This window comes from Solidesulfovibrio carbinolicus (assembly GCF_004135975.1).
Lineage (GTDB): Bacteria > Desulfobacterota > Desulfovibrionia > Desulfovibrionales > Desulfovibrionaceae > Solidesulfovibrio > Solidesulfovibrio carbinolicus.
This window is the reverse complement of the sequence record NZ_CP026538.1, coordinates 2,219,246-2,240,390: the sequence shown is the minus strand read 5'-3', so window position 1 is coordinate 2,240,390 and position 21,145 is coordinate 2,219,246. Positions and strand designations below refer to the sequence as shown.

At 64.2% G+C, this 21,145-nt stretch carries 18 protein-coding genes; 7 read left to right on the top strand and 11 right to left on the bottom strand.

Annotation, left to right across the window (positions count from 1 at the left end; all coding sequences use genetic code 11):
• Positions 1-89: 89 nt before the first annotated feature.
• Positions 90-449 (bottom strand): hypothetical protein, encoded by a 360-nt coding sequence (locus C3Y92_RS09945; RefSeq protein ID WP_129352130.1) that lies wholly within the window; start codon positions 447-449, stop codon positions 90-92.
• Positions 450-567: 118 nt separating this feature from the next.
• Here C3Y92_RS09945 and C3Y92_RS09940 point away from each other — a divergent pair, with 118 nt between their 5' ends.
• The 4 genes from C3Y92_RS09940 to C3Y92_RS09925 all read left to right on the top strand — a co-directional run bounded on the left by C3Y92_RS09940 (position 568) and on the right by C3Y92_RS09925 (position 4,186).
• Positions 568-1,227, top strand: coding sequence for an HDIG domain-containing metalloprotein (locus tag C3Y92_RS09940; protein WP_129352128.1), 660 nt, complete (start codon positions 568-570; stop codon positions 1,225-1,227).
• Positions 1,190-2,104, top strand: a complete 915-nt coding sequence (locus tag C3Y92_RS09935) for a D-alanine--D-alanine ligase family protein (protein ID WP_129352126.1) — start codon at positions 1,190-1,192, stop codon at positions 2,102-2,104. Before C3Y92_RS09940 ends, C3Y92_RS09935 begins: the two co-directional genes overlap by 38 nt.
• Before the next feature lie 108 nt (positions 2,105-2,212).
• On the top strand, positions 2,213-3,340 hold the full coding sequence (carA, locus tag C3Y92_RS09930; protein ID WP_129352124.1) for a glutamine-hydrolyzing carbamoyl-phosphate synthase small subunit: 1,128 nt from the start codon (positions 2,213-2,215) through the stop codon (positions 3,338-3,340).
• A gap of 27 nt (positions 3,341-3,367) precedes the next feature.
• Positions 3,368-4,186: a tetratricopeptide repeat protein gene (locus C3Y92_RS09925; RefSeq protein ID WP_129352122.1), complete on the top strand. Its 819-nt coding sequence runs from the start codon at positions 3,368-3,370 to the stop codon at positions 4,184-4,186.
• A 311-nt stretch (positions 4,187-4,497) separates the two neighbouring features.
• Here C3Y92_RS09925 and C3Y92_RS09920 read toward each other — a convergent pair whose 3' ends face one another.
• A complete protein-coding gene (locus C3Y92_RS09920) occupies positions 4,498-5,340 on the bottom strand; it encodes a L,D-transpeptidase family protein (RefSeq protein ID WP_129352120.1) in 843 nt (280 codons plus the stop codon).
• A gap of 319 nt (positions 5,341-5,659) precedes the next feature.
• Here C3Y92_RS09920 and C3Y92_RS09915 point away from each other — a divergent pair, with 319 nt between their 5' ends.
• Positions 5,660-6,067, top strand: a complete 408-nt coding sequence (locus tag C3Y92_RS09915) for a bacteriohemerythrin (protein WP_129352118.1) — start codon at positions 5,660-5,662, stop codon at positions 6,065-6,067.
• Between the two features lie 227 nt (positions 6,068-6,294).
• On the opposite strand, the gene C3Y92_RS09910 is transcribed toward C3Y92_RS09915, so the two are convergent.
• The 7 genes from C3Y92_RS09910 to C3Y92_RS09880 form a co-directional block, all read right to left on the bottom strand.
• A complete protein-coding gene (locus C3Y92_RS09910; RefSeq protein ID WP_129352116.1) occupies positions 6,295-7,230 on the bottom strand; it encodes a magnesium transporter CorA family protein in 936 nt (311 codons plus the stop codon).
• Positions 7,231-7,317: 87 nt separating this feature from the next.
• On the bottom strand, positions 7,318-8,577 hold the full coding sequence (locus C3Y92_RS09905) for a GAK system CofD-like protein (RefSeq protein WP_408021674.1): 1,260 nt from the start codon (positions 8,575-8,577) through the stop codon (positions 7,318-7,320).
• A complete protein-coding gene (locus tag C3Y92_RS09900) occupies positions 8,574-9,632 on the bottom strand; it encodes an HprK-related kinase B (protein ID WP_235669676.1) in 1,059 nt (352 codons plus the stop codon). The genes C3Y92_RS09905 and C3Y92_RS09900 overlap by 4 nt, the downstream gene beginning before the upstream one ends.
• 29 nt (positions 9,633-9,661) lie before the next feature.
• A complete protein-coding gene (gene phoU, locus C3Y92_RS09895) occupies positions 9,662-10,327 on the bottom strand; it encodes a phosphate signaling complex protein PhoU (RefSeq protein ID WP_129352110.1) in 666 nt (221 codons plus the stop codon).
• Positions 10,328-10,389: 62 nt separating this feature from the next.
• Positions 10,390-11,151 carry a phosphate ABC transporter ATP-binding protein PstB gene (gene pstB, locus C3Y92_RS09890; RefSeq protein ID WP_129352108.1) on the bottom strand — a complete coding sequence of 254 codons (762 nt, stop codon included), beginning with the start codon at positions 11,149-11,151 and terminating at the stop codon, positions 10,390-10,392.
• Between the two features lie 140 nt (positions 11,152-11,291).
• Positions 11,292-13,598: a GGDEF domain-containing protein gene (locus C3Y92_RS09885; RefSeq protein ID WP_129352106.1), complete on the bottom strand. Its 2,307-nt coding sequence runs from the start codon at positions 13,596-13,598 to the stop codon at positions 11,292-11,294.
• 41 nt (positions 13,599-13,639) lie between these two features.
• Entirely contained in the window at positions 13,640-13,837 is a 198-nt protein-coding gene (locus C3Y92_RS09880) for a hypothetical protein (RefSeq protein WP_129352104.1), read from the bottom strand.
• A 171-nt stretch (positions 13,838-14,008) separates the two neighbouring features.
• On the opposite strand from C3Y92_RS09880, the gene C3Y92_RS09875 reads away from it, so the two are divergent.
• Positions 14,009-16,486, top strand: coding sequence for a glycosyltransferase (locus tag C3Y92_RS09875; protein ID WP_129352102.1), 2,478 nt, complete (start codon positions 14,009-14,011; stop codon positions 16,484-16,486).
• 271 nt (positions 16,487-16,757) lie between these two features.
• Positions 16,758-19,082 carry a PocR ligand-binding domain-containing protein gene (locus C3Y92_RS09870; RefSeq protein ID WP_129352100.1) on the top strand — a complete coding sequence of 775 codons (2,325 nt, stop codon included), beginning with the start codon at positions 16,758-16,760 and terminating at the stop codon, positions 19,080-19,082.
• 22 nt (positions 19,083-19,104) lie between these two features.
• Here C3Y92_RS09870 and C3Y92_RS09865 read toward each other — a convergent pair whose 3' ends face one another.
• Positions 19,105-19,866: a class I SAM-dependent methyltransferase gene (locus C3Y92_RS09865; RefSeq protein ID WP_129352098.1), complete on the bottom strand. Its 762-nt coding sequence runs from the start codon at positions 19,864-19,866 to the stop codon at positions 19,105-19,107.
• A 9-nt stretch (positions 19,867-19,875) separates the two neighbouring features.
• The gene (locus C3Y92_RS09860) at positions 19,876-20,874 is read right to left on the bottom strand and encodes a glycosyltransferase family 2 protein (protein ID WP_129352096.1); all 999 of its coding nucleotides are present in this window, start codon (positions 20,872-20,874) and stop codon (positions 19,876-19,878) included.
• Positions 20,875-21,145 lie beyond the last annotated feature (271 nt).

Genomic DNA, 21,145 nt, shown 5'->3' with positions numbered 1-21,145 from the left:
TCCGGGTCTGGCGGTTGGCGGCAGGCGGGTTGGCCGGCGCGTCCGAAAGATATGCGCATGGGCGCGGCGCTTGTCAAAAGGCCGGCGGACTAGGCGCCGCCGATCTCCTCCACGGCCACGGCCCTGAAGCATTTGGGGGGAATGAATTCCTGGTGCACGGCCAGCCGGGCCTTGGACACGGCCTTGTCGGCGTCGGTTGCTTCCACGTCCACTTCGCCGGACACGGGTTTTTCCACCTTGGTGCGAAAGGCCACTTCGTACCGGCCGGGCTCGATCTGACGAATGGTCAGGGGTTCGAAGTGGAAATAGGGCTCGTTGAGACGCTCGTCCGGGTGGACCATGGCCTGAACGGCCAGCATGGCCTGGCCCTTGCCCGAGGCGGCCACGGTTTCGGTCCCTTCCAGGCCGTAGAGGAGTCTCGTCTCGTAGCGGATGCGGAATTTCTTCATTATGGTTCCCTGCCGGCGCGTATGCCCCACGTCGGCCTTTGCTTTTTTAAGCGGGGTTGGTATCAGAACCAAGGCCGGGAGCGAACCGTTTTTTTCGCCCGCTTCCGGCTGCATTTCCATGTCCGACAGCACCAGCAAGCCTCTTTTTGCCGCGCCCGAGGCGGATTTCCACCCGACCCAAGCCGCGGCCCTGCCGCTTGTGGCCGAGCTGCCGCCGGTGGATGCCGTCCCCACCGACGCCCAGTGCCGCTTGCTGTGGGACGCCTACGGCATGTTGCCCAACATCCGGGCCCACAGCGAACTGGTAGCCTGTCTGGCCACGGCCCTGGCCGAACTGGCCCGGGCGGCGGGATTGGCCGTGGACGTGGCAGCAGTGCGGGCGGCCGCCCTGCTCCACGATCTGGCCAAGACCTACACCATCCGCCACGGCGGCAACCACTGCCAGCTCGGGGCGGCCTGGGTGCAGGAGATCACCGGCAATCCGGCCCTGGCCCAGGGGGTGCTGTGCCATGTCCACTGGCCGCGCGAGATTGATCTCGCCGCCGATTTCTTGCCGCTGGCCCTCATTTATAGCGACAAACGGGTCAAGCACAACCAGATCGTGACCCTGGAAGCGCGCTTTGACGATCTGCTGGTGCGCTACGGAACCACCGAGTACATCCGGGGCCGCATCCGCGAGTCCTTCCAACAGGCCGAGGCCATCGAACAGGCCCTGGCCGCAACGCTTGGCATAGACATCCATGAAAATACTTTTGGTTGCGGGCGGCTGGTCGAGTGAGCGGGTTGTTTCCCTCTCCGGCGCGGCCCAGATCGAAAAAGCCCTGACGTCCCTTGGCCACGAGGTCGTGCCCTATGACCTTTCCCAGGACTTCCCCGGCTTTGTGCGCCGGGCCAAGGCCTGCGATTTCGCCTTTTTAAGCCTCCATGGCGCGCCGGGCGAGGACGGGCTGCCCCAGGCGCTGCTCGACGCCGCCGGCGTGCCCTACCAGGGCAGCGGCCCGGCCGGGTCGTTTCTGGCGCTGAACAAGGCCGCCTCCAAGCAACTTTTCATGGAGGCCGGCCTGCCCACGCCGCGCTGGGTGTTCGTGCCCCGCGACGCCGGCACGAGCGCGCGCCCGGATTTCCCTCTGCCCTGGTTCGTCAAGCCCAACCTCGGCGGATCGAGCATCCACATGACCCTGGTGCGCCGGGCCGAGGAGCTGCCGGCCGCCCTGGAAAAAGTCTTTGCCCACGGCGACGACGCGCTGATTGAGGAGGGTCTTTCCGGCCCGGAACTCACCTGCGCCGTCCTGGGCGACGAAGCCTTGCCGCCCATCCTCATCCGGCCCAAGGCCGGGGAGTTTTTTGATTACGCCAGCAAGTACGAGCCTGACGCGGCCGACGAGATCTGCCCGGCCCCGGTGGAACCAACCGTGACCGAAGAACTTTCGCGACTAAGCTTGGCCGCCCACCGGGTTCTCGGGCTTTGCGGCTACAGCCGGGCCGATTTCATCCTGGCCCCGGAGGGCCTGAGGCTCCTGGAAGTCAACACCTTGCCCGGCATGACACCGACGAGCCTTTTGCCGCGCGCTGCGGCGGCGGCGGGCCTGAGCTTCGCCGATCTTATCGCGCGCCTGATCGAACTTGGCCTTGCGCAGCGCGCCAAGAGGCCTTAAGTGAGCGCTGCACCCGGGGACGCCCGGCCCTTTACGCCGGCCCCTTTCCGATATACCCTGCCGCCGGCCGCAAGTTGCGGTCCTTAGCGAACACGTCCGGAGACACGCATGAAAGCCATTTTGGCCCTCGAAGACGGCACCCTTTTCCACGGCCACACTTTTACCGGCGAGGGCAGCGCCGGCGGCGAAGTCATCTTCAACACCGGCATGACCGGCTACCAGGAAGTCCTCACCGATCCGTCCTACACCGGGCAGATGGTGTGCATGACCTATCCCCACGTCGGCAATTACGGCATCAACCCCGACGACATCGAATCGGCCCACATCCGCGTGGCCGGCTTCATCGTCAAGGAATGCTGCAAGGAGCCCTCCAACTGGCGCTCCACCATGACCCTGCCCGAATACCTGGCCAGCCAGGGTATCACGGGCATCGAAGGCATCGACACTCGGGCGCTGACCCGTCACCTGCGTTTGCATGGGGCCATGCGCGGCTACATTTCCACCGATGTGTCCGATCCCCAGCGCGTGGTCGGGCTGGCCAAGGGCCTGCCGTCCATGGAAGGCCTGGGCCTGGCCGACCGGGTCTGCTGCGACGCGCCGTTCACCTGGTCCGGAACGGCCATGGAGCCGGCCAAGATCGTGGACGGGACCTATGTCTGGCCTGGAACAGGCCCCAGGCTCGTGGTCTTTGACATGGGCATTAAGTGGAACATCCTGCGGCTTTTGACCGCCCAGGGCTTCGACATGCTGGTGGTGCCCTACACCACCACGGCCGAGCAGGTGCGCAAGCTTGGCCCCGACGCGGTGTTTCTTTCCCCCGGCCCGGGCGACCCGGCGGCCCTGACCGATCTGGTCCACACCACGTCGCTTCTGGTCAACGAATACCCCCTGGCCGGCATCTGCCTGGGCCACCAGCTTCTGGGCCTGGCCCTTGGCGGACGCACCTTCAAGCTCAAATTCGGCCACCACGGGCTGAATCATCCGGTCAAAGACCTCCAGACCGGCCGCATTGAGATCTCCTCGCAAAACCACGGTTTTTGCGTGGACATCGAGAGCCTGTCCGACGTAGAGTTGACCCACGTCAATTTAAACGACAATACGCTTGAGGGCTTTGCCCACAAGAAGAAACCCGTTATCGCCATTCAGTATCACCCTGAGGCGGCGCCGGGTCCCCATGACAGCCGGTATTTCTTCAGCCGCTTCCGCAATCTGGTGCGCAAGGAAACGGGCAAATAAGCACGGGCGCGATAGCGCCGGGGTAGCATGTCAGGCGAACTGACCAAAGCTCGGGCCCAGATCAACAAGGTCGGGACGTTCCTCAAGCAGGCCAAACCCCTGCCGGCCGTCTCGGCCTTGTACGAAGCCATCGCGGCGGTCATGCGCACGCCGCTTATTCGTTCGGAAAAAGAAGAGTTTTCCAAGCTCATCACTGACGCGGTCCTGCACCTTAACGGCGACAGGAATCTGCGCACCATCTATCCTCTCATCCTCGACTACAAGCCCGGCTCGGAAAAAGAGCTGGCCGAGCAGCTCTTCAATGTCCTTGGCGAACTGCAAGCCACGGCTGTGGAAGCGGCCAAGGACATTATCGCCGACAAGGAACAGCGCATTGCCGAGGGTCTGGCCCAAGGCAAGCTCCTTATCGAGGAAAAGCGCATCGACGAGGCCAAGGCGCTGCTGGAAAAGCTCGCCAAGGAACATCCCCACGACGCCGATCTGCGCGCCCGCATCGCTGAGCTTTTCATTGGCGGCGAACTCTACGAAGAGGCGTTTTCCTACCTCGACGAAGCCATTGAGCTTTCGCCCGACCAGATCCATCACTACAACCGCATCGCCATTGTCCTTCGAAAACTGCGCAAATACGACATCGCCGAACGCTATTTCATGCGCGCGGCGGAGTTCGCCAAGTCCGACCCCAACCTCTATTTCAACCTGGGCCGGCTTTATGTCGACTGGGAACGCTGGGACAAAGCCGAAAAATCGTCACGCCTGGCCCTGCGGTTGTCGCCGGAATTCGTCGAAGCCAGAAAGCTCCTCAACTACGCCCTCAAAAAGCAGGGCAAGGAGCCCGAAACCGCCTGAAAAGGCGAGCCTGGGCATCAAGCCCGGCCATCCTCCTTTGGCTCGCAAAACGACAAAACGGCGCACCGTCATACGGCGCGCCGTTTTTTTTACACCAAAACGACGACCTTAGTTGAGACGCTGACCGGGGCCATGGCCTGAGGCGGGAGCACCGCCTCAGCTGCAGCCGCTTTTCCCAGGCCGGACAGCCCATCATCCCCCGTTGCCGCATTGGGTGTCGGGGCGTTAGCCTCGCGGCCGCCGTCCTTGAACGCCGACCTTGGCTACTTCACCTTACCGGCCGCCGGAGCATTTTTTCTTTTGCTTCCGGGCTACTCCCTGGGCGTAATACGCAGGGCGACGAGTTCGGACGCGCCCCAGCTTGGGGCCAGGCGTTCCAGTTCGGTCCGGGGCAGTTGCACGACAATGGGCCTTTTGGAGGCGTCCAGCCAGGCCAGCACGGCCAGCATGGCCGCTTCGTTCATGGCCGTGCAGCCGACCGTCGGCGCGCCGGGCCGCCGCCAGAGGTGGAAGAAAATGCACGAACCGGCTCCGGGTTTGGTGTCCGGCGCATTGTGATCCACCATGAGGCCGTAGCGGTACAGGCCGTCGGGGCGCAGCATCCGGTCGGGCGAGGACCAGTCCACGGCCGGCACGGTGTTTTCGTCCACAATACGATTGTACCAGCGGGAATTGATGCTTTCCACGCAAACCGTCTGGTCGGTGACACGGTGCATGGGCATCTTGGCCGGCTGCCACAGGTCTTCCGGGCGATAGGCGAAGGCCGTGCCAAAGGCATAGACCCCGGCCGGCGAACGGCCGTCGCCCTCCACCTTGACCGGTCCCGGACCAAGAGGCGTTTGACCGTGGAGACCCCGGCCCCAGGCCAGGCCGTTTTTGCCGAGAGTCACGGCCACGTCGTCGCCCACCGGCCGCCAAGAGCCAGGCCCCGAGCGTTCGAAGCGGCGCATGCGGGCTTGATTGTCGTCAAAGCTCTCGGTCACCACCAGCACGAGTTGGCGGGAGCCGTCCAGGGGCGTTTTTCCGGCCTGGGTGGTCGGAGCTTGGGCGCTGCGTCCGACGGCTGCCGGGTTCGAGGGGCCGGCCGTGCGGCAGGCGGGCAGACAAACGAGCAACAGGAGACCGAACAGCAAAAGCCTAGATGAGCGCACCATGGCCATCTCCAAGTAAGAGGTCAAAACGGCATGACACGCTGAGACTAACCCACCATAAGGCTTTATGGGAAGCATTTCGGAAAATGTCCTTGGGCGAATCCACGTTCTGGCGATTCGCGCCGTCTTGACATGTTCCCTGGCTATGGCATGGTGCATAGACAGCTGAATATGTTGGCGCAATCCCCCGCAAAAGCCCCGCAGGCAACGGGCGCAGAGCTGAAAAAACGGGGCTGATTGTTGACCCCTGATTCACATCACCCCGTCCGGGTCTGACCGGGGCCGGCCGCGCCCCATTGGCCCCAGGCTTTGGAGAAAACACATGATCGCATGGGACGAATCCTTGGCCGTGGGCGTGACGGAAATCGACGAACAGCACCAGGCCATCATCCGCCTCATCAACGATCTGGCCGCCAGGCAGGGCCAAGCCGGGGAAGCCGACGCCGCCAAGGCCTTGACGTTCCTGCGCGCCTATCTCCACGATCACTTCGATCTCGAAACCGAACTCATGCTTGATCTTGGCTACCCCGAACTCGACGCCCACCGCCAGCAGCATGAACTCTTCGCCAACCACGTCATTTTTTTCGAGATCGAAAAGGAATTCGGCGTAGTCAGCGAACAGATGCTGGCCGACATCCTGGTTTTTCTCAAGGAATGGTTCATCAGCCACATCACCAAGGAAGACAAGGCGCTCGGCGAATTTGTTCGCACCCAGGCCATGTCGGGGTAGCGGGTAGCGGCTGGGAAGGGAATGCCCGGCGGCCGGGGGGATGATCCCCCCGGACCCCTGCAATGGAAGAAGGGGTTTAAAGGGGGCGGGCGCAGATTGACGCACTGGTCGGCGCAGAAGGCAAGAAGCAATCGATCAAGGCCGATGCCGCCGCAGCCCGTTCACAACAACACGGCCCCGGTTCGCTGCCGCGAACCGGGGCCATATTTCGTCTGGACAGTGACGCCTCAGAACCAGCGCTTCTTGACGAAGACCACGCTCAGGGCAAAAGCAAAGGCCAACGAGGCCAGGACGATGTAGGCAAAGGCTTGGGGTTCGTCCTGGAGCGGCAGCTTCACGTTCATGCCATAGAGGCCGGCCAGGATGTTGGGGATCATGAGAATGATGGTGAAGCAGGTCAAAAACTTCATGGTGACGTTTAAGTTATTGGAAACAATTGAAGCAAAAGCGTCCATGAGGCCGCTTAAAATATCGGTGTAGATCTTGGTCATGCTGATGGCCTGCTTGTTTTCGATCAGCGCGTCTTCAAGCAGGTCCCGTTCTTCCTCATCCAGGGTAATGATCTTTCGCCGCAGCAGGGTCTTCATGATAAGATTGTTGGATTGCAGCGAAGTGATGAAGTAGACGAGGCTTTTTTCAATGTTGACCAGGCCGATGAGTTCCTCATTCCGCGAGGACTTGTGCAACTCCTGCTCGATAAGATTGGTGAGGCGGTTGATTTCCCGCAAATCGGCCAGAAACTGGAGGGCGTTTCGCTGCAGCAGCTGGATGACGAACCGGCCGGGCCGCTCGGGCGTGCACTGCTTGGCCAGGCCGTCGACGAAATGGCGCGTCAGCTCGTTTTCCACCTTGGACACCGTCACCACATGGTCCCCGGCGACGATGACGCCCTGGGCCACGGTGGCGAAGGGCACGCCGCCGGAGGTCTCGTCGTGGCGCACCGGCACGCGCAGCACCAGCAGCAAAACGCCGTCCTCCTGCTCAATGCGCGACCGTTCGTCCACGTCCAGGGGGTCGGTGAGGAAATCCAGCGGCACGCCGAGCTCCCGGACGATGTACTGGATCTCGTCCTCGCTCGGATCGACCATGTGAATCCAGCATCCTCTGGCCACGCCTTCGACGATGCGCGGCTTGCCGGCCTCGCCGATGAAACACTGCATCATGATGCGGACTCCTTGGAATCAAAAAACAGGGACAGGGGCGGCAACGTCCATGAAAATGCGCTCCGCCACACTGCGCTAGCTCTGGAATCAGGCCAGGGAAACAAGCAGCTCGGCCACCTTGCGGCTGTCGGCCTGGCCGGAGTCGTCGGCCCGGGCAAGGGGCACGTCCACCACCTCGACGCCCAGACGCTTGATGGCCGGGATGTCCAGGCCGCCGTCGTAGCGCCCTCCCCGGCTGTCCACGAAGACAAAACGAAGCAGGTCCTCGCGGCGGCAGGCCTTGGCGCAGCCGGCTTCCAGAGCGGCCAGGAGCCGGCGCGTCTGGTCGGCCACGGTGAGGCCCTGCTGCTCGGGGTCGTGGCCGAGATTGGGGATGTAGACCTTGGGGCAGTCGGCGGCGGCCACGGCGTCGCCCACGCCCTGGGGGAGCAGGTTGGCCATGAGGCTCGAATAGAAGCTGCCGTAGGGAAAGCAGATGACCTCGGCCTGGCGGATGAGCTTGTCGGTCTTGTCGCGGATGCGCACACTGGCCGGGGTCGGGTCGTCGAGGCTGGCCGTCAGCCACAGGGACTCGATGGGCGCGTCAATGGGCGCGGCTTCCTTGCCGGTCATGTTGTGCTGGCCAATGAGCACCCGGCCGTCGGCCAGACGACAGGCCAGATGCAGGTCGGCGTTGACGATGGGCCGCACCACGCCTCGGGCTTCGACCAGCTGCATAAAAAGGTAGATGACCGGGTCGAGCATCCGGTTGTAGTTGAAATAGCCGCCGGCCAGGATGCAGTTGCCGATGCTGGCCCCGCGCAGGTCGAAGTCCTTGGGCCGGCGTTCGTTGAAAAAGCGCAGATGGGTGCGGATGATCTTGCGCAGGGGATCGGGCACCCGGCGGATAAGCGGGTCTTCGCCGTTCATGATCCGCACGAGTTTAGCCGCCAGTTCGTCCTGGGGCACGTCCTTGGGCAGGCGGTGGGCAAAAAGCTCGAACACGGCCGGATTGCCGGTGATGCTGCGGTCGGCCAGGGCCATGATGCGGTTGCGCAGATCGCCCACGGCCGGCATGCCGAAGGCTTTGCGCAGCACGGCCGAGGAACCGCCGGAATCAAAGGGCGTGATGAGATGGATGGAATTGGCGGTGTATTCGATCAGCGTGGTGCTGAGGTCGCGAAGGGCCGTGCCGCCGCTGAAAAAGAGCACCCGGGGCCCCAGTTCCGGGGCGCGTCGAAAAAGCGCCGCCCGGGAAGGTTCGGGCAGACGTACGGTGCGGGCAATGCGCGCCCGAGGGGTATGTTTGGCGTCTGGCACGTCGGTTCCTTCAATAGCGTCGAGGCTCGGTACAGGCAAGGTCGTCATGGGGGACATCCGTCGGCGCGACAGAGGATGTCCTGGCACAACTGGGCCGCGTGGGAAACGTCCGTGCCGCCGGAGAGCGCCAGCACCGGCAGTTCTCCCAGGGCAGCGAGATAAGCGGCCGGATCGGCCGGGCAAGGACCGGCCAGAAACAACACGCCCAGATCCTTGGCGATGGCCGGGACCAGTTCTGGCGCGGCTGCCAACGTGGTCCGATGCGCGACCACGGGGCCGCCGCCGCGTTTCCAGCACAGCACGACCAGGGCGCGAAGTCCGGCCCGAAGGCGCACCCGCCCAGGTCCGAAACACGTCTCAATGGGCACGTCGTGTTTGGATTCAAGCCCCCATAGCGCATCCGGCGGCAAGGCGGCATAAGCGGCTCGCTCGACCGGGTCAAGCAGCCCATGCAGCCGGTCGTTGCCCAGGATCGTTCCGGGATTGACCCGAGGCGGCCGGGCTACGCCGCAACACCCGAAGCCGTTGGGCTCGGGGGTCACGAACAAGCGGTCGTTGGTGACGAAATCCGCGCCGCGCCGCACCAGCTCCAGAGCCAGGGTGGTCTTGCCGGCCCCGGCCAGTCCGGCCAGGGCCAGGGCGGCCTCGCCCCGAGCCACGGCGGCGGCATGGAGAAGCGCCGCGCCCCGGGCCAGTTCCCGATCAGCCAGACGGGCGTTTAGAGCATTGACCACCTGCTGGGGCCAGGCGGCGCAGGGGCCAAAAATCCAGTTGCCGGCCGGGCCGAAGACCAAGAGCAGCCCGGTGCGGCGCTTGCGCACCAGGCGGCCGTCGGGCAAATCGGCGTACTCTTCCTTGCCGCCCTCGGACTCATGGGGGACAAAGGCCAGGTCCAGGTCGGGATTGGGGCCGTCCACGGCCTGGACAACCAGATCGGGCTGGCCGCCGTCGCCCGGAAAGGCGGCGAAATGGCGGTTCAGGGCTTGGGCCAGGGCCAAACTGTTGGTCTGTACGCGAAGCCGCGTTCCGCCAGGCATGACGTCCACGACATGGGGCACGGGAACGCGGCAGGCAGTGATGACGTCGGCGCAGGCGGCCGTCATGGGCAAAGGCTCCAGAGGGCAGGCCGCCCCTAACGGGGCTGGCATTTTTGGCTGAGGATGACGCCCTTGACGATAAAGACCAGGATTTCGCCGAGGTTGGCGGCGTGTCCGGCCATGCGCTCGAAACTGCGGCAGGCGAGAATGGCCCGAACCCCTTCCTCGGGCGCGGCCTGGCAGCGCGAAAGCGCCTCGGTGATGCAGCGCATGGCGGCCACGGCCAGTTCCCTGGCCCGCTCGTCCAGGCGACAGACGTCCATGGCCGCGTCCACGTCATCCTCGACAAAGGACCGCGAGGCCAGGGCCAACATGCCGGCCACATGGTCGGAAAGCTCCATGAGCGCGCCGTCGCAGTCGCCCGGAAGCCCAGCCCCGACCAACGCGCCCTCGGCGATGTTGACGGCTTCGTCGCCCAGGCGTTCGAGGTTAATAACGGCCCGGGCGTAGCCGACGATGCGGCGCAAGTCCAGGGCGACCGGCTGCTCCAGGGCCAGCAGCTTGAGGCAGGCCTCGTCGATGTCGCAGGCCTGCTGGTTGATGGCCTTGTCGCCTTCGATGATCTGGCGGGCCAGGGTCTGGTCGTTTTGGCGGTAGGCGGCCACCGCGCCCTGGCGGGCCGTTTCGACCAGCACGGACAGGGCGATGACACGGCCCTTGAGGGCATCAAGTTCGGCGTGAAAATGGGCTCTGCTTTCCATGAAATGGCTCCCGAAGGCTTGGCGTTGGTTCTGGCTGGGCGAGCTATGGCGCGCCTGCGGCATCAGCCGAAACGGCCGGTGACGTAGTCTTCGGTCTGCTGATTGGCCGGACGGGTGAAGATGGCTTCGGTGGGGCCGACTTCCACGAGTTTGCCCATGTAGAAAAAGGCGGTGAGGTCCGAGACCCGGGCCGCCTGCTGCATGCTGTGGGTGACGATGGCGATGGTGTAGTTGCGCTTGAGCTCGGCGATGAGCTCCTCGATCTTCTGGGTGGCGATGGGGTCCAGGGCCGAGGCCGGCTCGTCCATGAGCAGCACTTCCGGCTCCAGGGCCACGGCCCGGGCGATGCACAACCGCTGCTGTTGGCCACCGGAAAGGCCCAGGGCCGAATCATGGAGCCGGTCCTTGACTTCGGTGAAAAGCCCGGCCGCGACCAGGCTCTTTTCCACCTGGCTCGAAATGTAGTTGCGATCAGATACGCCGCCGACCCGCAGGCCATAAGCCACGTTCTCGAAAATGGTCTTAGGGAAGGGGTTGGGCTTTTGGAAGACCATGCCCACCTTGCGCCGCAATTCCACCACGTCCAGGCTCGGCACGTTGACCTTGACTCCGTCGAGGAGCACCGCGCCTTCGGTGCGCGTGCCGGCGATGAGGTCGTTCATGCGGTTTAAGCACCGCAAAAAGGTCGATTTGCCGCAGCCGGACGGGCCAATGAGCGCCGTGACCCGGCGCTCGGGAATTTCCAGATTGATGCTCTCAAGAGCCTTGAACCGGCCGTAGTAGAAGTCGAGATCCACCGCGGCCATTTTGACGCTGTGTTGCATGGGGCGAGCCGTCCTTGGGCGTTTGTGCCGGCCGGGGCGGCATCGCGCCCGGCCTGATCCGGTATGCCCGCCGCCCATGACGATCAGGCCATGGCTTTATGGCAAACCGGTGACAAACGCCGCCCGCGTGACGAAACGGTTCAAACCCGCGCGCCAAGGGGGGCGCGCCGGTCGCGCACATAGGAGTTGCCAGCCCGGGTCTTGGCGAATTTCTTGACTTCCGCCACCCGCTGGCTGAACTCCTCGGCGCTAAAAGGTATTTCGAAGGCGCAGTCCACGATGCCCATGGACAGCGACACCAGCGGAAACATGCCTGGCGCGCCGTCGCGGGACTTGCCGGCAACGGCTCCGCGCCGACGATCCTCGGGGCTGTAGTGATCGCCAATGGCTGCGGCAAAGGCCTCAATGGCCCGCTGGCACAGGCCTTCGGCCTCTTCGCGCGGGGTGATGCACACGAAATCGTCGCCGCCCACATGGCCGAGGAAACAGTCCGGCCGGCCCCGCAGGGCCTCGGCCAGCACCCTGGCCGTGAGCAGAATCACCTTGTCGCCGTTGGAAAAACCGTAGGCGTCGTTGTAGACCTTGAAATTGTCGAGATCGACGTAAACGCAGCTGGCCGGTCCGCCGAGCTTGGCCCGACGCCCCACTTCCAGTTCAATGGCCATGTTGCCGGGCAGGCCGGACAAGGGATTAAGCCCCTTGGCCAGCTCCACCTGCACCTGGGCCAGGGAGTCGAGCATCTTTTGCACCGAGACCGTGCCGACGAGCAGTCCGGCCTCGTCCACCACCACAATGTCGTCATAGACCATGGCCGGGTCGCGGTTCATGGCCTGCCGGGCTACGGCCTCCACGGCCTGGGCGGCCTCGGCGACAAGGGGCTTGTCGTTCATGATGCGGGTGACGGATTTGTGGCCGAAAAGGGAGTTGCCGTAACGGGAGCTGAGCCGGCGATCCAGATGGTAGTTCATGAGAATGCCCACCGGCCGGCCGGCGGCGGCCACCACCACGTTGGTCATGGGCGGCCGGTCGGCCAAGAGCCCGCGCACCTCGTCCACGGTGGTGTCCTCGGCCACGGTGAGGCAGGCCTCGGCCAGATTGCCGATGGGGGCCGAGGACTGCCAGCCGCCGCCGCCCAGGATGTCGAAGTTCGCCTTGGGCGGCAACTCGGCCACCTGCTCCGGCTTGGGGCAGGCCGGCTGACCGAAATGCGGCCCAAGGGCGGCATGGACGCCCATGGAGGCTACCGTGGACAGGGCCAGCTCCGAGGCGATGCCGGCCACGGCCAGACGCGCGCCGATTTTTTCCGATAAAAGCGCCAGGGTTTCGAGCATCACCCGCTTAAAGGGATTGGCTTCCACGGCCTCGGCCAGGCCCGGACAGGTCTTGATCCAGTCGGGCCGAGCCCGGGAAAGCAGCAACAGGTTGGACGCCCCGCCGCCCACGTCGTCGGCGGCCAGGGCAAACCCGACGGCCCGGTGGGGTTCCAGGCGTTCAAACAAGCAGGACAGGTCGCCCAGGACGTTTTTTTCGGAAACGCACAGCACCACGTCGGCCGGGGACAGGCCCAGGCGCTCCAGATCGGCGGCGAGCCTGGGCGCAGCAAAAGCCGGATCGTCGAGGCTGGCATGGCGGATGGGCAAAAAGAGCTTTTGACGGTCGCCAATCGGCCCCAGGCGGGACAGGGCCAGCTCCCGGAAAAGCCGGTCCAGGGCCGCTTCCTCGCCGCAGGTGGCGGCAAAGGCCCAGAGCTGACCGACGCCGGCAAACGGGCCGTCCGCTTCGCCCCGGATGGCCGCTTCCCAGCCAAGCACGCCGCCGCCGGCCAGATCGACCAGGGGCTGGTAGCGCACGTCGCACTCACGGGCGGCAAGGAGGCGCTCAAAAGCCTGATGCAGTCGGCGGCGTTCGTCGTCGAAACCGTGCTTGCCCAGGCACTGGGCCTGGCACAAGGCCCGCAACAACTGGCGCGGGCCGGCTCCGGCGGCGGCGTCCAGGCGGGCGTAGCCGACCTCCACGACAAGCGACCGGCCGGCCAACCGGCTGAAACGCTGGGACAACGGCCCGGCCAGGGCGGCCCGGAAAGCGGCGAAATATCCCAAAACCGCGCCGGGCTCGCGGCAGCCTGGCCCCTGGGCGAAAACGCAGGCCTGGGAGGCGACCCCGGTTTCCTGGAACCGCAGCGCCCGACAGCCCGGAAAATGACAGGCGAACCCCTCCCGAACGGCCTCGGCCAACTGGCGCAAAATCTCGAAGCCGGTCTCCAGGTCAATCTCCGGCAAGAGGCTGGCGAAATCGGCGATCGCCGCCGTCACCACGCCCATTTCCCCCCCAGCGGACTCCAGGCCGTCGCACAGGCCCGAGCCGTCGTCGGGGCCGGCCTCCAAAGGCCCGGGGCGGGAGCGCAACGCCCCTTTGACGTAGGGCGGATGGTCGTTGTTCCATTCCATTGGGATATTCCCTGGTCGGGGTCGGTACAGCAGAGGGTCGCTTATCCGGCGTGGCGGGCCTGAAGCATCGACAGGAGCAATTCCGCCAGTTCCTCCCGCGAGGAGGCCCCGGCCGCGAGCAGACCATAGCGACGGGCCAGATCCCGCTGCCCCAGGGACAACAGCACCGCGCGGCCCTGGCGCACGAAATCGCGCCGTTCGGCTTCGCCTATTCCAGGCGTTTCCCGCCGTGGTTCCATGGATGCACCATGGGACAGGCAGGCAACCGCGACAAGCGACATTTCCGTGACAATACCCCGGGCGACGTCAACAAAACTGCGGCCAACCGCAATCCGACCGCCACGCGGCCGGCGCTACAAGCCGCAAACGGCGACGCGAGCCGGCGTTGCCCCGTGCCCCAAGGAGCCGTCATGAAAATCGACCTGCACGTACACTCCAAATTCTCCACCCGCCCGTCCCAGTGGGTGCTGCAAAAGCTCAACTGTCCCGAGAGCTTCACCGAACCGATACGCATCTACGAGGAAGCCCGGCGCAAGGGCATGGGGCTCGTGACCATCTCCGACCACAACCGCATCGAGGGGGCGCTGTCCATCGCCCATCTGCCCGGAACCTTCGTCAGCGAGGAAGTCACGTCCTATTTTCCTGACGACCGCTGCAAGGTCCATGTGCTGGTCTTCGACATCACCGAGGCCATGCACCGGGAGATGCAGCGCCTGCGCGAGAACATCCACGAGCTGGTCGATTACCTGCGCCAGGAAGGCATCCACCACGCCGTGGCCCACCCGCTGTTCGGGGTCAACGACCGCATGACCGTGGCCAATTTCGAAAAGCTCCTGCTGCTGTTCCGCAATTTCGAGATCAACGGCGCGCGCGACGCCTGGCAAAACGACTGCCTGCGCGACATCATCCCCAACCTCGACGCCGACGCCATCTGGCGGCTGGCCGACAAGCATGGCATCGACCCCGGCTATGCCCAGCCCTGGCGCAAAAATCTGATCGGCGGTTCCGACGACCACAGCGCGCTCACCATCGCCTCCACCTACACCGAGGTGGAAGGCGCCGAAAACCTTGTCGAATTCCTCGACGGCCTGGAAAACGGGGCCTCTGTCGCCCGGGGCGCGTCGAGCACGCCGCGCACCATGGCCCGCAACCTCTACAGCATCGCCTACCAGTACTATAAACACCGCTTCGGCATCGACCGGTTCTTGGACAAGGACGTGACCCTCAAGGTCGTGGACCGGTTCCTGGAACCCGGCGAACAGGAGGCCGTGGGGTTGGCCTTTCGCCTTAAAAGCCGGCTCGCCCGGGGACTGACCCGCCGCCGCAAAAGCGCCAGCACCCCGCTTCGGGAACTGATCCGCACCGAGACGGAATCGCTTATCCACTCCGATCCGGCGCTCATGGAATTCGCCAGGGCCGGCGTCCTTGGCAACGACAATTTGGAAAACGGCTGGTTCTCCTTCGTCAACCGGGCCACCAACCGGGTGGCCGCTCATTTCGCCGGCTCGCTGCTGGATCACGTCAGCGGGGCCAACGTCTTCGACATCTTCGGGGCCCTGGGTTCGGCCGGGGCGCTCTACACCATGCTCGCCCCCTATTTCCTGGCCTACTCCATTTTCACCAAGGACCGGCGCTTCAGCAGCCAGGCCAGGCTGGCGCTCACCGGCCAGAACGGCAAGGACGCCGCCGTGCGCGTGGCCCACTTCACCGACACCTTCCACGAGATAAACGGCGTGTCCGGCACCCTGCGCCAGCAGGCCGAACTGTCCATCAAAACCGGCAAGTGCTTAAGCATCTACACCTGCGACCACGGCCCCCGCATCTTCGAGCCGGGCGTGCAGCAGTTCACGCCCATCGGGGTCTACAGCCTGGCCGAATACCCCGACCAGAAGCTCTACTACCCGCCCCTGCTGGAAATGCTCCACTCCGTTTACGCCGGCAACTTCACCCGCATCCATTCGGCTACCCCCGGCCCCATCGGCCTGGCCGCCCTGTGCATCGCCAAGACGCTGCGCCTGCCCATCTACGGCACCTACCACACGGCCCTGCCCCAATACGCCCAGATCCTCACCGGCGACGAGGCCATGGAAGACCTCACCTGGAAGTGCATCATCTGGTATTACAACCAGATGGATCTGGTGTACGTGCCGTCCAAGGAAACCGGCCGGGAACTGGCCGAAAAGGGGCTGGACCCGGCCAAGCTGCGGCTTTTCCCGCGCGGCGTGGACGTGGTCCGCTTCGATCCGGCCAAGCGCGACGAGGATCTCGCGGCGCGCTTCGGCCTGGGCCATGGTCCGCGTCTGCTCTACGCCGGCCGGGTGTCCCGGGAAAAGGACTTGCACCTGCTGGCCGCGGCCTTTCGCCGGCTCGTCGCCCAACATCCCGAGGCCACCCTGTGCATCGTCGGCGACGGCCCCTATCTCGACGAGCTGCGCGCGCAGCTTGCCGGCACGCCCACGGTTTTCACCGGCTACCGCGAGGGCGAGGAGCTGGCCGGGCTTTTCGCCGCCTGCGACCTGTTCGTCTTCCCCAGCGCCACCGACACCTTCGGCAACGTGGTCCTGGAAGCCCAGGCCTCGGGCCTGCCGATTATTGTCACCAACCAGGGCGGCCCCATGGAGAACATCGTGCCCGGCGAAACCGGCGTCGTGGTCCCGGCCGGCGACGCCGAGGCCCTCCACGCGGCCATGGCCGGGTTGCTAGCCGATCCCGAGCTCATGAGGGCCATGGGCCGGGCCGGCCGGAATTACGCCGAAAAGCGCACCATCGACCAGGCCTTCGAGGATTACTGGAAAATGTACGAGGAAGCGCCGGGCGCGCCGACGCCCAGCGTCTCCCTGGAGCCGGCCCTGGCCAAGGCCATGCAACGCCTGGTGCACGCCGCCTGACGACGCTTGAACCCCGCGCCGCCAAAAGGCCCCGACCGGAAGTGCTCCGGTCGGGGCCTTTTGGCAGCCAGGACATGCCCCTGGCAAACGGAGGCAGACAGCGCGGTTTCCCGCCTTCCGTGGTCGCCGCAGGCCTCCCCAAACGTCCCGCCCAAGCCTCTCCGACAGGACAGAAACGCCGCGTTGTCGAGAGAAATTAGCCATTGTATTAAACCCATCGTATGCGGTATTGTTGTCACGCTTTTGTGGTTCAGAAACGAAGCGAGTCGCCATGTCCCAGGATCAGCCCTCCGTATGTGACGCCCCGGAAACACAGGACGCTTGCGGCCAACCGCGCCATGGGGGCGCTTTGTCCGTGGATTCGACCCGGCTTCGTTTCGAGGATCTGTTCCACATTGAGGAAATCCAGCGCATCCAGGACGCCTTTGCCGCTGCTTCGGGCGTGGCCTCGCTGATAACCGATCCCCAAGGCCGACCGCTGACCCGGCCGAGCAATTTCACCACCCTGTGCGCCAAAGTTATTCGCGGCACGCCCAAGGGCCTTGCCAACTGCATCCGGTCCGACGTTTGCCTGGGCCAGGGGACGCCTGGCGGCCCCATGGTGCGACGCTGCCTGAGCGGCGGCCTTCTCGACGGCGGCACGGCCATCCATGTTGGCGAACGCCACATCGCCAACTGGCTGGTAGGCCAGGTCCTGGACGAAGAGGCCGACCTCGAAGCCATGGCCGCCTATGCCCGCGAAATTGGGGCCGATGAGGCGGCCTTCCGGGCCGCCCTGGCCGAGGTGCCGCGGATGCCCCTGGCGAGGTTCGGAAAAATCTGCCAGGCCCTGCACCACTTCGCCAACCACCTTTCGGCCCTGGCCGTGGCCAATTTCGACCAGGCCAGGCGTATCGACGAACTGCGTCAGGCCCAGGCCAGCATCAAGGCCCGGGATCGTAGCCTCTCGGAAATCATCGAGTTTTTACCCGACCCCGCCTTTGCCGTAGACCGGGACGGCCGGGTTACCTTCTGGAACAAGGCCTTGGAACGCTTGACCGGCATCGCCGCCGCCGACATGCTCGGCAAAGGCGATTTCGCCTACGGCGCGGCATTTTACGGCCAGCCCACCCCGCTGCTCCTGGACTATGCCCGGGGGGCCGTTTCCACGCCCGACCCGCGCTACCATGTCGCCGACATCGCCCAGGGCGAAATCATCGCCGAGGTCACCTTGACCGCCATGCCCGGCGGCGAACGCCATGTCTGGGCCAAGGCCGTGGCCCTCTACGACGAGTTCGGCCAGGTCAACGGGGCCATTGAGGCCATTCGCGACGTCACCGACCGGGAGCGACGCGAGGCGGCCCTGCGCCAAAGCGAAGCCATGTTCCGGGGCATCGTGGAAACGGCCCACGAGGGGGTGTGGGTCTACGACGTGAACTACGACACCACCTTCGTCAACAAGCGCATGGCCGACATGCTGGGGTATACGCCCCAGGAGCTGTTGGGCCGTAACTTAACCGAGTTCCTGCCGCCAGAAAGCCAGCACCGAGCAGCCAGGCAACAGCAACGTCGTCGAGAAGGCCTCAGCGACGTGTTCGAGCAATGCATCGAACGCCGCGACGGCACGATGCTCTGGGTGCTTATCTCCGCCAGCCCCTTGCAGGACGAACACGGCAAGTTCGCCGGATCGCTCGGGATGTTCTCGGATTTGAGCGCGGTCAAGGCCGTTGAGGCAGAACTGCGGGCCCATCAGCAACGCCTGGAAGATGAAGTGGAAGAACGCACCCGGGAACTGCGCGAACAGGCCATGGAACTGGCCGAGGCCAACATCCGCTTAAGCGAACTCGACCGGCTCAAATCGGCCTTTCTCTCCACCGTGTCCCACGAACTGCGCACGCCCCTGACTTCGATCCTGGGATTCGCCAAACTCCTCGGCCGGGAATTTGGGGAGCATTTCAGCCCGTTGGCCGGCGACAATCCGGCTTTGGCTGCCCGGGCCAAGCGCATCGCCCACAACCTCGGCGTGGTCTACGGCGAGGCCGAACGCCTCACGCGCCTGATCAACGACGTTCTTGACCTCAACCGCATCGAATCCGGCAACATGCAATGGCGCGACCAGTGCATCGATCCGGTGGCCGTGCTGGGTCAGGCCGTGCAGACCATCGAAGGCCTGCTGGCCCAGCGCCCGGAAATCCGCTTCCGTTTTCTTGCCGACGACTCATCCCAGCCGCTCTTCATGGATCCCGACCAGCTCGTGCAAGTCATCGCCAACCTGCTGCAAAACGCCGTGAAATTTACCGAACACGGCGAGGTCGTGCTGGAAATCCGCGCCGAAGCCGAGGGCGTGCTCATGACCGTGCGCGACCAGGGCGTGGGCATTCCGGCCGATCAGCTCGAATCGATTTTCGACCGATTCCATCAGGTGGGGCGCGGCGACACCATCGTCAGCCCGACCATCAAGGGCACGGGCCTGGGCCTGGCCATCTGCCGCCAGATCGTGCGTCACTACGGCGGCCGCATCTGGGCCGAGTCGCGGCTTGGGGAAGGCAGCGCCTTTCATGTGCGCCTGCCCATGGCCCAGCAGTGCCTGGAAACGGTCTGCGACCCGGCGTTATAAGGCGGCCCGGCCAGCGTTCGGGTTATGCACCCTTTTGCCAGGCCAGCATGACGGAAGTGCCAAGCAGGCGTTGGGGCAGCGGCTCCAGCCGGCCGAGATGGCCAAGGACGGTGTTGAGCCTATCGCTTCTGGCGTCAAACCCTGTGGCGACAATGTCGCTTTCCGTTTTTTTGAGCCGCAGCAGAAATTTGCGCACGACCAGCAGCGGATAATACGGCGCCCCCCAATAGGTCGATTTGACCAGACGCAGTCCGGCCCTGCGGCCAAGGTCTTCGGCCTGGGCCAGGGTGTAGCGCCGCAAATGACCGGCCATGGTGTCATAGGCGGAAAAGAGATGCTGGTAAGCCGGCAGGTTGACGTAGAGCAGGCCGCCGGGCCGCAGATGATGCAAGGCGGACGCTAAAAAGCCCAGTTCATTCGCGACATGCTCCAGCACGTCAAACAGGAAGATCGTTTTGTACTTCCCGGCCAGCTCGGGCAACCGGTCGTGGATATTGTAGACGTATAGGCCGCTTGACGTGCTCAGGTTGTGGGCCAAGGCGTTTTCGTCGAGATCGAAGCCGTCCACGGCCAGACCGTATTCCCGTTCCAGCTGGCTTTGCAAAAGCCCGCGGCCGCAGCCGATGTCGGCCGCCGGTCCCATGTCCCGGGCCGTTTGGCCGGCAAGGGCGCGAAAGACCTCCAGGCGACGACGTACCCAGAAATGCTCCAAGCTGGCGATGTCATGCCAATAATCGGTCATATTGACAGGCAACGCCTCGGACAGATGGACAATATTTCGCATCGCGGCCGCTTACTCCCTTCGCATGATTCTGGCCGGCGTTTCCGGCCTGGCGACATCGCCCACCGTCGTATCGACAACAGCAAAGGGACGGCCCTTTACCTCCTGCAGCAGCACTCGGATGTATTCGCCGATGACGCCCAGGAAAACGAAAAGAATACTCATAAAAAATAAAAAAATAACCAGAATTGTCGTGGCCACGGGACTGACGCCGACCCAGTAGCCGAACAGGGAAAACTGGGGAAAAAACCGGTTGAGCACCACGAAGAACATGAGCAGGCAGGCAAACAGGCCCACGGCAAAACCAAAAACGCCAATGAAGCGCAGGGGAAAATCGGTGAAGCCGACAAAGCCGAGCAGCGCCAGATCAATGAGCTTGCGGAGGTTGTATTTACTCTTTCCCGAGCGACGATTGGGCCGGTCGTAGGGCAATCCCAGCTGTCTAAAGCCGACCCAGGAACGCAGCCCGCGAAACATCCGGGAATTTTCCGGCAAGGCCAGGACGGCGTCGAGGGCCTTGCGCGAGACGACGCAGAAGTCGCCGGCGTCGCGGGGCCAGTCGTGGGTAGCCACCTTGTGCATGATCAAGTAAAAAAACGAGTAAAAAAACTTGAGCAGCCAGGGGGATTCGCGTCTGGCCCGCACGCCGTAGCAGACATCCAACCCGGATTTGCATTTGGCGTACATGGCCAACAAGACCTGAACGGGGTCTTGCAGATCGCAATCCATCACGCCAATGAAACGTCCCTTGGCATGACAAAGGCCTGTATCGACCGCTGCCTGATGACCAAAATTGCGGCTGAGAAACACGCCTTTGATGCGCGAGTCTTGCAGGTGCAAACCGAGAATCAGCTGGCGCGAACGATCCCGGCTGCCGTCGTCTACAAAAATGATCTCCCAGTCGCCTCCCAAGGCCGCATCAAGGGCCGGAACAACTTCCGCGTAAAAATGCGGCAATACATCTTCTTCGTTATAGCAGGGCACGACAAGGGAAAACTCGACCGTATCCATTCGTCGCTCCCGATGACAGCATTTCTATCTATCCCGTCCGCAGTTCGCCGCGCCGCGAGCTGCATGACAAAATATCTTAAATTCTTTTCATAACGAAAAAATCGGAACAACGCAACACGGTCAAGCCAGCATATCTTGCCCCGTGCCCAGCCTACCGACGCCCGCCATGCTCTCCGACTGACTTGCGCCGCTTACGCCCGCCTCCCTGTTCAGTCCTCGGGGCAGCATGTGGAGCAGACTGCCCAGCGCAGCCAACATCCCTTGCCGCCTC